Source organism: Acetivibrio sp., from assembly GCF_035371925.1.
Taxonomy (GTDB): Bacteria; Bacillota; Clostridia; order Acetivibrionales; family Acetivibrionaceae; genus Hungateiclostridium.
Map to the genome: position 1 here is coordinate 1 of NZ_DAORXT010000016.1, position 13,004 is coordinate 13,004.

Below are 13,004 nucleotides of genomic sequence, written 5' to 3' on the forward strand. Positions count from 1 at the left end.
TTTCTTGCTAAGAAGGATTGTAAAAATTCCGATACACAAAATTATTTACATTACCCATATATTACATTATCATACGCAAAAACATTTTTAGAGGCAATTACCACAAAGAATACAATCATCATCAAAATATTTTTAAAACCTCACCTATAATAACAGCAATTGCATCATTGTATAAGGCATCTTACTGTCATACATAGGCCAATCTTCCATTAGAGTAATTGCTTTTTTGCTTTCATCAGAATACTCAACAATATTATTATCATGATTTTACTTGTCATTTTTTTACTGATATAAAAAACAAATGTACTGTAAGTAATGCAGTAACACCAAAAACAGTAATGCTAATTGAGGTTAGGCGCTTTTCATAAAACGCTTAAAAACACCTGAAATATAATTCTTAAGAAAAACTTTTTAAATACTTTTGAAATCTGAATTTTATATAAAAACTCGAAATTACGGTTAAAAATTCTCAATTGATATGCACTTTTATCAACTCATTTAATCGAATTTTTTTAGATATTCCTTAAATCTATCTATCTCCATCTTTAATATAAACTGCTGATAGGCATTTTTTTCTGCCAAAGCATCGGCAAGGTTCTTTTTTGCCATAAAAGTACTTTTATCTGCTACACCTTTTCCTTCCGACAAATAAACTTTCTGCTCATCATCGCTTAAGGTATAGTTTAACATTCCGGAAGACCCAAGATATTTTAGGCCCGCCTTTACAATGTTCTCCTCAACGCAAAGCTTCATGGAAAGCTCATCAATATAAGCTCTTCCGTTCCGTTTATTAATTATGTGCTTTATGAGCCCCAAAAGGTTCAATACAAAGCCTTTAAAGGTATAATTCGGAAGAACGCCAAAATTTATTATCACCTTTTTGGGATTGGCAAGAGCAATGGTCTCTTTAAAAATGTCCGTATTGCTAGGAGTAGAGAGGAATATAAGCTCGCCGCAGCTTTTCACCGAAAATCTGTCAACGGTATTCTCAATGGGGCATGTTGCCTGAAGTCCTTCGTAGAATATTTGTGCATTGGGATATTTCTTTAAGAGGTTTTCAATAGATGTTTTTCTCTCATCTAAAATTTCTCCTTCAAACAGCTTCCTAGATTCTCCGAAAGTTTCAAACATATATTCCAAAGTCAGTTGAATACCTGCGTCTTTGTTGTAGTTGTTTCGGCTGACCTTGAAGGTTATATCAAAGTTCCTGCCTTCAAAGGACTCATCCTCTCCAAACCACTTGACCGCCGGTATTCTGTTTCCATTTTGGTCTTCTATTACCATTATATGATGTTTTTTCTCCGTCATTCTGTCACTTAAAACAGTAACATTCCTTATGCAAAAGCAAGGAGCATGAAATCCTTCTCCATAGGGTCCCGCCGATTGGATTCTGCTGTAGAATTCTTCATCTATATTTTCTATCTTAAGCTCCATATCGGCATTGACATTTATCATGTCTTTTATAAAATATCTGTTTTCTGCCTCCAGCTCAATCCGGCTGATAAAATCCTCAATATCATCCTTTTTGATTGAAAGTCCTGCAGCCTGGGAATGCCCTCCAAACTTAAGAAGCTTTTCGCTGCACTCCTTAATCAGTTCGTAAATATTTACCTCCTCAATGGATCTTGCTGAACCTACCGCGGTAATCCCGTCCTCTTTTAAAGAAAACAGAATTGCCGGCTTTCGATAAAGCTCGCAAATCCTTCCGGCAGCAATCCCGATTATCCCATGGTGCCAGTACTCTTTATAAAGCACCAAAATTGTCTTGTTTTTCTTTCGTGTCTCCACCATCTCCACAGCTTCATCCACGATTGACTGCTGCACCCTTTTTCTCTCTGTATTCAATGTATCAATTTTCTCAGCCATAACGCGGGCCTTTTCCACGTCCCGGCATAAAAAAAGCTCCACAGGAAGCCGTGCTGTCTCCATTCTTCCTGCCGCATTTATTCTGGGTGCTATCTGAAACGCAACGTCCTCCTCATTCTCAAGCTTCCCGTTCTTTTCTGCCACCTCAAGAAGCTGTCTTAGCCCTGTTCTTTTAGTATTAAACAAAGCGGGAAGTGCTTTTTGAAGCAGGTATCTGTTCTCTCCGTTAAGGCTTACAACATCCGCTATAAGGGATAATGCAAGCATATCCAAAAAATTTTCAGCTTTATCTGACAGCCCCTTTTTCTCAAGCAAAGCAAGACAAAGAAAATACGCCATTCCGCAACCGGATATATTCCTTGCCCTGTGCCCCTCCTCCAAAAGCTTGGGGTTTAATATTGCATCGGCAGGCGGAAGCTCGTCGGGTACAGTATGGTGGTCGGTGAGCACCACATCCATTCCCAGCTCCTTGCCAAGAGTTATCTCCTTGATATTGGAAATCCCACAGTCGCAGGTGATTATTAGCGAAACACCATCCCGGAAAAGTTTTCTTACCACTTCCTCATTCATGCCGTATCCTTCGGTAAACCGGTCAGGAACATGGTAGACTACCTTTTGTGTAAAAAAACTCAGGCATTCAACAAGAGTGACGGTGCTGGTAACACCGTCAACATCATAGTCTCCGTACACACATATTTTTTCTCTATTGTCTATGGCACGAAATATCCTGTCCACAGCTTTGGGCATATCCGAAAATTCATAGGGTTTTGTAGGCTCATAAAACTCCGGATTCAACATCTGTTTTATGGTTTCGGGATTTTTATACCCCCGGTTGTAAAAAATTCTTGCCACAAGCTCGTCACCGCCGCAAGCATCCAGCACTTCTTGTGGCAACTCAACTCCCTGATTTAATATATTTACTTTAACTTTCATCTATCTCAACTCCTCTATGCTGTCCCAATCGAGTTCTTCCAGAAAATCCTCATCCTCTTCCACAGCCTGAAAATCAACCCGTTCATTGTTGCAAAACCAATTGAACTCACAATACAGGCAGTTTTCTTTGTAAAGCTCTTTGTCAAAGCTTTCGTAATCATACTGCAAAATGCCGTCTATCTTGCATTGCAGAGCTTGTCCAAACTGTTCATGCATTTCATCGCTGTAGTTTATTTCAGCTAAAATACCGGCAGGGTCCGGCTGCCAGTAAAACATCTTTATGTTTGAGCAGTCAACTTCCCTTTGAACCACTCTTTGGGACTGCTCTTTGAGCACAAAAAGATAAACCATTGTCTGAAGGCTTGCTTTTAGCATATCGCCTTTTCTCCTGTCATTAACAGCCTTGTTGGGTTTGCTTTTTCCATGGGTCTTCCAGTCCCATATTTCAATACCGTCTTTTTTCACCACAAGGAGGTCAAAGTTTGCTTCAAGTCTCAAAGTTCCCTTTGCCATTCTAAGCTGGTATTCAGGAAGATACAGTGCATCGTCTGTTTTTGGAAAATGGCTTTTTAGAGCTTCCATCCACTTTGAAAGCTCTTCATATCCTTCAATTTCTTCTCTAAGTCCGATGTCAATTCCTAAAAAGTATCTTCTGGCCATTAAATGAAAGCTTTCGCCCATCTCACGTCTCCTTTTTACCTTTTCACTTATGGCATTTTTCCATTTAAGCCCTTCAAGATATCTCTTTTTAAACTTCAACGGACACTTTTCAAAGGTGGATATGGAATTCTGTGTAAACAAAAAATAGTTGAAAAACCTCAAATCATTATTCATACTTTCCCCGCCTCCTCAATATACCGTCTCAGTTCAAGAAAATATCTTGACGGAAGTTCAACCCTTTTCCCCTTGTTTTGCTCATAGGAAGACAGAAAAAGATATTCCTTTGCCCGGGTAATACCCACATAAAGAAGCCTTGCTTTTTCTGAAATTGTTTCTAACTTGGATTCTAAAACCGAATCTTCCACGATTTTTCCCTCAAATATTTTTGCCATCTCACTTTTAACCAAAGCCTGGGGATTTTTGTACTGCTCTTTTAAAAACCAAAATTCCCCCATAAATTTATCCTCAAGCAAGACAGGAAAATCAGCGTTGTTGAGCCCGGTAAGAAATACAATATCCCATTCAAGGCCTTTAGATTTATGGTATGTGGCAACCGTAACCACTCCCGGCTGCGGCTCAAAGCCTTTTAAATCCCAGACTATCCCTGCAAAATAGTTGAACATGTTTTTAGGGCTTAAAAGCTCTAAAGCCAGGTCACTTAGCCTCCAGCGGGGATTTTGGTTCATAAGGTACCTTACATCCCCGGCGACCTTCTGGGCTATAGCTCTTTCTTCCCTGTCAAAGCCTAGCTTTTCCGATATGAACAAAATAAGCTTTTCCACAACAGTATTGGGAAACTCCAACAGCTCTCTAACCATGTCAAGACTGTCTGTAAAGTCCTTCCAGATTTCAGTTTGAAGAAGTTCCTTCGGAACATCGGCAATTTCGATTATCCCTCCCATAGGATAAAGAATTTTTTCCACAGGATACTTTTTTATAAACTCACTTAAAAGCTCCCTCTGCCCCACCGTCTTCGGCTCATCCTCCGACTCGGCAAAAACAGTGCTGTCATAGTCACCGGTTAGAATGCACTCATTTATCATATTGGAAAACTTTTCGCCATCTTCCGGAACGGCTAAAAAGTCGATAATCCTTCCAAGCTTCTTCAAAGTCTTGTTCCTCTCCCCGGAAGTATTGTCAAGCTGCTCAAAAGGAACTTTTCTTGATTCTAAAATATTAATGACAAGGGACATTTTCCATGCTGTGGGAACAAGTATGGCAATGGTCTTGTCCGGATGTTTATTTATCATGTGCATCGCCTGAATTACAACTCCCCTTGCCTCCTCCTCCCACGATTCAAATACAGCCGCTTTTATACCATATTCGTCTATAACCGGATTGGGCCTTGGGTCATCCTCAGGCACAGGCTCGATATATTGGGGAAGCAGGCTGTCACGGCACTCATGCACCGGGTGGTTTGCCCTTACATACTTTACAAAGTAATTGGCCAAATCAATAATATCCCTGGTATTTCTGCTGGACTGGGTTATACTGTACACCGTCGTGTCAGGAGATTCGCAAAAGCTTTTAAAAAGTGTGAAATCGCTGCTGCTAAAGCTTCCGCAAATTGCCTGGTTGCTGTCTCCTACTCTTAGCAGATTGCCGTTGGCTATCAATGTCAGTATCTCATTTTGAATATAGTTTGAATCTTGAGCCTCATCCTCACACACAAAGGAGAATTTCTTCCGGTATTTCTCAAGAAGGTGTTCATCGGTTTCCAGCATCTTTTTTGCATTGTAGAGCATATCGTCAAAATCCAGGTATCCTCCGATTTTAAGCTTTCTATCATATATCTCGTATATGTCGGAAGCCCATGAGAGAATAGAGTCTTTGCCCAGACTTTTGCATTTCTCTTTGGCCATAAAAGGAGTAATTCCCTTTACCTTAAAATCGCTTATAGCCGAGAGCATTATCCTGCAAAGCTTCTCATGCCAGCTTTTGTATACATCCCCCATCTTGCTTAAGCTCAAGTTCTCCATATCAAGGTACAACTGAAACTCTCTTTCGTTATACCTCTTCCACTCGTCAATTGCACTGGAAATCAAGTGTATCTTGGACACTTCATCAATTACTTCAAATTCCTCGTTTGTAACAATAAGGTCGGGCTTTTCCTTGACAATTTGAAGGCACAAGCCGTGAATTGTAGATACAAAGTAATCCTTGCTCCCGTTAATGCCTCTTTTTTGCAGCTCTGCAGAAATACGCTGCTTAAAGTTGTTTACAGCGCTATTCATGTATGTAACAATTAGAATTTTACCCGGTTTATGGTATCCGTTAGCTATCATCTCCACTGCCCACAAAGACAGGCAATGGGTTTTTCCGCCCCCGGGTATTGCCGGAATAGCACATTTTCCGCCTCTGTATCTTTCCACAAGCTCCTTTTGCCCTTTTCTAAGCCCCACGAAACATGCCTCCCAAATAGATTTTTTAATTTGTCAGTATCTCGTCAAAGTATTCTGCCAGAATACCGTTATTTTCATAACCGTTGGCATTAAGCATGGATTCAAAGGTTATAAGCTTTTCCTCACATCTTTTCAAAAGCGATCTTATGAGAATTGCAAGATAATGCTTTTGATTTCTTTCTTCCATTTCCTCCGTATAAATATCGTTCTCGTTCCACGTTTTCGTCAAAACATGAATGTTGGTTATCTCTTTGATGCTTCTTGGAGTCCAGTTGTTGCTGCTGATGCTTAAAAGTATCATTACCTTGCATTTTAAAGGGCTTGACAGGTATGCCACCGGAGTTGACATCAGCACAAAATTGCCGCTAAGCTTTTCTTCCAGCTCAAATATGCTTTCTGCCGACTTTATGCCCTTCTTTGCAATATCAAGAAAATCTTTGCTGGCATTCCTGTTGAACCTCGAAACCACATTGACAAAGGACTCCGCACTGTCAATAAGCTTTTTGGCTTCAATAATATCTTTTTGGGACACTTCGCCGGACAGCAATATCTCCAAAAAAACCTTTTGAAAAAACTCATGTATTTCAAGGGGGCTTTCCCTCTCTTTATATTCCTTTATCCAGTTTCTTATGTACTCATACTTTTCAATGTTATAATACCCGACCCTTTCCACAAGCCCCGGAAACTCTATGTCGGGGAACTCGGCAAAGGGCCTTTGGGCAAGTATCTCTCCCGCAAGAATGGAGCTTCTTACCGGATCTATTTTAAGTACCATTCTTACAAGCGCCCTAACATCATCCCTTCCCGGTACCGAACCGTAAGCTGGGTGGCACAACTGTGCCAAAGTTATCAGTGCCTGGGAAAAGGGATTGTCTATTATCTTGTTCATTCTTGCCAAGTTTTTAATCTCATATCCGTGTCTTTCAAGAATTCTTCCTATAACAAACTCAGTAACAGGGTCTGAATAGTTGGATATCACCGCAATATCCGAAGGATTGTATCCTTCATCCTCAATCAGTTCAATGATTCTATTTCCTGCCCTATCAAGCATGTCGCTTCTAAGCTCCAGCGGCAAGATCCTCTCTATCTCAGGCCGTGCTTTGAATTTACACGGTGCGGAGTTTTCTATGAAATCAAAAAGCATGTCCGAAAATTCATACATAAAATCCTTGCAAGTGTGGGATTTGTTCATCTCCACAATATCCATTTTATCAATCAATTGCTGTTTGACATATTCGTGATTGCTGCCAAAAGCCTGCCCATACCCTCCTTCGTGATTATATCCCAAAAGGCAGGTTTTTAGGTTGGGCATCAAGAAATTAATAAAGTCAACCTCGGAAGGTACGCACTCCTCTATATTGTCTACAATTAGGTGTTCAATCCTTTGAAACAACTGATTTCGGTATGTCTCGTCGGTAAGGAGGCACTTGTTGTAAAGTTCCACAGCCATGCCGAAGTCAAATATGCCAAGCTCCATACACTTTTTTCTGTAGTCCCTTATTATCTCATCCGCTTCACTGTACACCCGCTTTTTAATGTCTTCCTTTTTCTCCAGAGCATTATAAAGACGCTTTCCAATCTCGCTGTAGGGAATATCTGAAATGGCTGCTTTGACAAGGTTTGACGTCATATCGATTGCAAGCCTGTCGGAAAAAGAGGTAACCCCCGCAAAGGCTCCTTTTTTCTGCCTGCGCCAGTCCAAAACAATGGACACAAGAAACTGGGAAGCCTCAAAAGTCAAAAATACAGGCTTCACATCTTTATTCACAATCTCATTGCAGTTTTTTAGAATAAGGGGATAATAGGTCCTTATCTCCTCTTGGATAAAACCAAAATAGGAAGTTCTTAAAATTGCGCCGGAACCCTCTAAAAATGTCTTGGTTCTCCATTCCAAAGACTGGGTTCTGTTTAAAAGCAGTATCAATATTTTTTCGCTGGGTACCTTGAGAGTGTCAACCATATACTTGTACCTTTCCAGAAGCAGAGTAGATTTTCCGCTTCCGGTAGGACCTTTAAGTATCAGTTTTGAATTTTCTATTGGTGCTTTAATAATCTTCCCTGCAAAATCATCGAAAAATATGATAGGTATCCCTCCAAAAATTTTACTTCATATATTATACCACCACGGGAAGATTAATGAAAACAGTAAAAAAATGCAAAAGGAAATATAGCAAACCGGCAATTTGCAAATTTCGAAGAATAGATTGACGATACGACAAAATTGGCGTGATAAAGCTAAATCAAGCCCGGCTCAATATATAGAGAAAAACAATTCCCAAAACTTGAAATGCAAAAATCAACGGAATTCCTATCATAAACCCAAGATGCCTTGTTTTGTGCCTGAAAAGAAGCAGCCCCAAATACACTCCCAGTGCGCCGCCCATCAGCACAAACCAGAAAAACGTTCTTTCGCGTATCCTCCACAGACTCCTTGCTGCTTTATATTTGTCAACCCCGCTTAAAACAAAGCCGACAAAATTTATTATTGCAAAGAGAAGAAAAACAAGCATATTAGGATTGGATGTTAAATTTGGCATATTCGTTTCCCCCATCGTCATCAAGTATTCAGTTTCCATAATTACCAAAAATTACAGAGACTTTTAATAAGCTAACAACAGGATTACATTTATATTATATCAAATTTTATCGATTTATAACAAATTTCGTTGCAAATTAAAAACCCCGGCATTACGCCAGGGCATCTATTAGGGGGTTAAAATGTATTGTGAGGTCAATAATAATTATTAACCCTTTTAAAACTAATTATTCATTTATTTAATAAATTTCTTAAAAAATATTTCACTTTTTTATTTTTCATAGGTTTTTAAAATTCTTGACGCTATTTCTCTTTTTGTAACCCGCATATCCATTGCCTGTTTTTCAATAAATCTATGTGCCTCAGCTTCCGACATTTTTAAGTACTCAATCAAAACACACTTTGCTCTGTCGACAAACTTAATATCTTCTATCTTTTTCTGAAGCTGTTCATTTTGCTTCTTAAGCCCTTTCAATCTATTATGGGATGCAGAGACAAGTTTTAGAGCACTCCAAAAAAGCTGACGGTTAACAGGTTTTGCTACGACAAATATCCCGTAATCTTCAACTTTGTGCGATATTTCATCTTCCAATTCACTTTTGACAAGCATCATAACTTGTGCCGTTCCCCTGCTTGCAATATTTATTGCCAAATTGCTTCCAAACTCGTCTGTCAACGGTGTGTTAATTATGCATAAGTCAAAATCCCTGTCAAGTAATATTCTTTTGGCTTCGCCGGCATTTTTAGCCAAAACGATTTCGTTGTATGATGAATTAAACCCAAGCAGCTCTTCCAATGAAGAACTTACCTTTAAGGAACTCGATATAATTAAAATACTGTCCATATAACCACCGACTTATCCCTATCAAAATCCTAAATTGTTCTAAAATACATCTGCCTTTCCACGCTTTCCCTGTCTTCACTTTCAAAATACCTGTTCCACTCTTCAAGCTTTATTTCTAAATATTTACTTAACATATCTTCTCCTAAAATGGTTCTTACAAAGCTGCTTCTTGACGCAACGTCCAATGCTTCTTTTAAATTTTGCGGAAGAGCTTTGATATTTTTTAATTCATCGCTGCTTGCATTAAACAGATTTTGATTAATGGGCTCAGGAAGCTCCATTTTCTTTTCGATTCCGTCAAGTCCCGCATGCAAAATAAGTGCAAACGTAATGTACGGATTGCAAGCCGGGTCCGGAGAGCGAAGTTCCATTCTGCTGTATTCTCCCGTTTCGGCGGGAATTCTTATTAGCTGGGAACGATTTTGATGGGACCAGGATACGAATTTTGGTGCCCTGAAACTTCCAAACCGTGCATATGAATTTGTGAGCGGATTTGTAAATGCAGTAATATCCGCTATTCTATCGATTACCCCGGCAATAAAGCTTTTAGCTGCAGAAGAATCAGTATTCCCTTCCTTGAAAATATTATCTCCGTCCTTTGAAAGGGATATATTAATATGAAGTCCGCTGCCGCTCTCACTCAAAATAGGTTTGGGCATAAAGGAGGCAAAAAGCCCGTTTCTTAATGCAACAGCCTTGACTACCGCCTTGAAAGTCATTAAATTATCTGCAGCGGTGAGAGCATCACTATATTTGAAATCTATTTCGTTTTGCCCGGGACCTTGTTCATGATGGGAACTTTCCGGCTGGATTCCCATTTGCTCGAGGGAAAGGCAAATTTCCCTTCTTACGTTTTCTCCTTTGTCAAGAGGCGCTATATCCAAGTATCGTCCTTCATCATGGGGAATATATGTAGGTCTTCCCTTTTCATCGGTTTCAAATAAATAAAACTCGCATTCGGAACCTATTTTACATATATACCCCATTTTCTCCGCACGCTCTACAGCTTTTTTTAAAATATTTCTTGTATCTCCTTCAAACGCTCTACCGTCCGGGTGCTTTATGTCGCAGAAAAAACGTATTACTCTTCCCTGCTGAGGTCTCCAGGGCAAAATATTTAAAGTCGATGGGTCCGGATGTAAAAACAAATCGGATTTTTCAACATTCATAAATCCCAAAATAGAAGACGCATCAAAGGATATACCTTGTTCGAATGCTCTTTCAAGTTCTTGAGGCATGATAGAAATGTTCTTTTGCATTCCTAAAATATCGCAAAAGGCTAAACGGATAAATTTCACATCATTCTCTTCTACAAATTCCAGCACCTCTTTCATAGCATAAGTCATCCTCAGAAAACCTCCTTCGGTTCTATTTTCGGTTAATTGTGGGTATAGAGCTGCTTGTAGGGGTTTTTGGTATTGGGAATCAGACAGAAGAACTTGGAGTTTAATATTTGCTCCTTGTCTTTGCCAAACTCTTGGCAGAATTCCTCTATATACCCCTTTATTTCCTCCATATCCTCACCAGTTGCTTCCCTTGCAATCACTTGTTTGGGCAAGTCGCAAGGAAGCGTGTTGCACCTTAAATATATTTTACCACCATGCATGCCTGTTCCGCAAAAGTCTCCTACCGGAACAGTATTTTCGCTGTTTAATCCCAATACTATTATAATTCCCCCTGCCAGATACTCTCCAAGGAAACTTCCCGCACTGCCTCCGATAACTATAACTGGCTTTTTTTCTTTATATTGCTTCATATGAATGCCCGTTCTATATCCTGCATTATCCCTAATAAAAATTTTTCCGCCCCTCATTGCATATCCGCAGGCATCCCCGCTGTTTCCGTGAATATAAATAACTCCGTCATTCATTGTATCGCCTGTTGCATCCTGAGCATTTCCCTTAACCCTTATAGTGCATCCGTCCAGATACGCTCCAAGGTCATTTCCCGGTGTACCGTATATTGTTATATCTTTATCGGCTTGCCCGGTTCCTATATATCTCTGTCCCAAACAATTCTCTATGACAATATATTTATCGGATGCTTCTCTTATTCTTTGATTTAATTCTTTATAATATAAGTTTTCAGCATTAATATTCATTTACTACACCTCCAAGCATTTTGCTGCGCTCTCTTCTTGTAAAAGCCATTAAACCGGGGCTTTGGAAGACTAATTCAAAATCAATTTCAGAAAGAGGAGTTTTTTCTCTTATCAAACTTGTATAAATTCCTGCTTTATCTACATTTCCAATCAATATATACCCTTTTAACAGTCCGTCTCTAACAAATAGTTTTTTATAGTTGTCCCCTTCGATTTGGCTATAAACTTCCCCGACATAGCTTCCCGCCGTTATGATGTGGAGCCCGAAAAAAGATATTGCATTCATGGGAATTGCTTTTCCGAACTCTTTTTTGCCCCCTGCCATATTGATTCCCGCACACTCACCCTGCATATAAGCATTGGGCAGCAAAGCAAGGATCCTGTTTTGATCTATAGTTATATCAAAGGATTCACAGCAATCTCCGGCGGCATATATATCAGGTATGGAAGTCTGACAGAATTCATCAATAACGATTCCCCGGTTTACCTTCCCGTTTATATCTTTAATCAAACCTGTATTAGGTATAACACCGACAGCAACTACCAAAACATCAAATTCAACTTTCTCTCCGTTGGAGAGCAGAGCACTATTGCCCGTAAACTCCTCTACTTTTGCGTTTAAGATAAATCTGACATTTTCTTTTTCTATATGGGATTTGACTATTTCAGCTCCGTCATTGTCTAAAATACTGGATAAAATTCTATCGGCCAAATCCACTACTGTAATGCTTTCCACTTTCTTTGAAATTCCCTCGGCACATTTTAGTCCAATAAGTCCCGCACCGATTATTAAAACTTTGCTGTTGGGTGAAATAGCGCTTTCGAGTTTTTTTGCATCGTCTAAAGACATGAAGGAAAATCGTTTTTCGACCCCTTCCAACCCCTTCATAGGGGGAACAAAAGGCAGTGAGCCGGTAGCCACAAGTAATTTGTCGTAATTTAATACTTCCCCGCTATCGAGCAAAACTTCTTTTTTAGCATCGTCTATCTTAACTGCTTTTTTTCCTAAAAGCACCTTGCAATTCATGGCGTCATAGAAGTCTTCCTTGCGGTATTTCATTCTTTCTTCATCGGTCTTACCATACAACAAATACGATATAAGAGGTCTTGAATATACATGGTAAGGCTCTTTGCTGATTATTGTTATTTCGCCTTCCATATCAATTTTTCTTATTCCTTCCACAGCTCCAACGGCGGCTGTGGAATTCCCTATTATCACATATTTCATTTTCTTCACCTCTCTTCAAATACAATGGCATTATTCGGGCAGCCTTTTACACACTGAGGACTGCCATGCATGTTATTGGTGCACAATTCGCATTTTTGAATAACGGATTTCTCCCCCGGGCTTACTGCCCCGTAAGGGCAGCATAAGATACAGGTAAAGCATCCGACGCATTTGTTTTGGTCAACGGATATCACTCCGTCCTTAATTGAAAGTGCCCCCGTAATGCAGCCCTTTACGCATAAAGGCTCCTCACAATGCCTGCAGGACACGGCAAAACTTATATTATCCTTTTGTTCCACACGAATTCTTGGGTGTATAACTATGTCTTTTAAAGCTTTAACCATATCTTTTTCATTTGAATTGGCAAAAGCACAGTAATATTCGCACAAATGGCATGCCAAGCACCATTTTTCATTTACATATACCCTTTTCAC

The 13,004-nt window shown here is 39.6% G+C and carries 10 protein-coding genes; all 10 read right to left on the bottom strand.

Features of this window, described 5'->3' with window-relative positions; genetic code table 11:
- Nucleotides 1-498: 498 nt before the first annotated feature.
- Nucleotides 499-2,799 (bottom strand): single-stranded-DNA-specific exonuclease RecJ, encoded by a 2,301-nt coding sequence (gene recJ, locus PLH43_RS03845; protein WP_324360273.1) that lies wholly within the window; start codon nt 2,797-2,799, stop codon nt 499-501.
- Nucleotides 2,800-3,633 (bottom strand): PD-(D/E)XK nuclease family protein, encoded by an 834-nt coding sequence (locus tag PLH43_RS03850; RefSeq protein WP_324360275.1) that lies wholly within the window; start codon nt 3,631-3,633, stop codon nt 2,800-2,802.
- Nucleotides 3,630-5,861 (bottom strand): ATP-dependent helicase, encoded by a 2,232-nt coding sequence (locus PLH43_RS03855; RefSeq protein ID WP_324360277.1) that lies wholly within the window; start codon nt 5,859-5,861, stop codon nt 3,630-3,632. Before PLH43_RS03855 ends, PLH43_RS03850 begins: the two co-directional genes overlap by 4 nt.
- A 25-nt stretch (nt 5,862-5,886) precedes the next feature.
- Nucleotides 5,887-7,962: a UvrD-helicase domain-containing protein gene (locus tag PLH43_RS03860; RefSeq protein WP_324360332.1), complete on the bottom strand. Its 2,076-nt coding sequence runs from the start codon at nt 7,960-7,962 to the stop codon at nt 5,887-5,889.
- 139 nt (nt 7,963-8,101) lie between these two features.
- Complete coding sequence (locus PLH43_RS03865; protein WP_324360279.1) at nt 8,102-8,398, bottom strand: DUF1294 domain-containing protein; 297 nt, start codon at nt 8,396-8,398, stop codon at nt 8,102-8,104.
- 270 nt (nt 8,399-8,668) lie between these two features.
- A complete protein-coding gene (locus tag PLH43_RS03870) occupies nt 8,669-9,241 on the bottom strand; it encodes an ANTAR domain-containing protein (protein WP_324360282.1) in 573 nt (190 codons plus the stop codon).
- A gap of 29 nt (nt 9,242-9,270) precedes the next feature.
- Entirely contained in the window at nt 9,271-10,587 is a 1,317-nt protein-coding gene (gene glnA / locus PLH43_RS03875) for a type I glutamate--ammonia ligase (protein WP_324360284.1), read from the bottom strand.
- A 32-nt stretch (nt 10,588-10,619) separates the two neighbouring features.
- A complete protein-coding gene (locus tag PLH43_RS03880; RefSeq protein ID WP_324360286.1) occupies nt 10,620-11,342 on the bottom strand; it encodes a glutamate synthase in 723 nt (240 codons plus the stop codon).
- Nucleotides 11,332-12,570: an FAD-dependent oxidoreductase gene (locus PLH43_RS03885; RefSeq protein ID WP_324360289.1), complete on the bottom strand. Its 1,239-nt coding sequence runs from the start codon at nt 12,568-12,570 to the stop codon at nt 11,332-11,334. The genes PLH43_RS03880 and PLH43_RS03885 overlap by 11 nt, the downstream gene beginning before the upstream one ends.
- A gap of 5 nt (nt 12,571-12,575) precedes the next feature.
- Complete coding sequence (locus PLH43_RS03890; RefSeq protein ID WP_324360291.1) at nt 12,576-13,004, bottom strand: 4Fe-4S dicluster domain-containing protein; 429 nt, start codon at nt 13,002-13,004, stop codon at nt 12,576-12,578.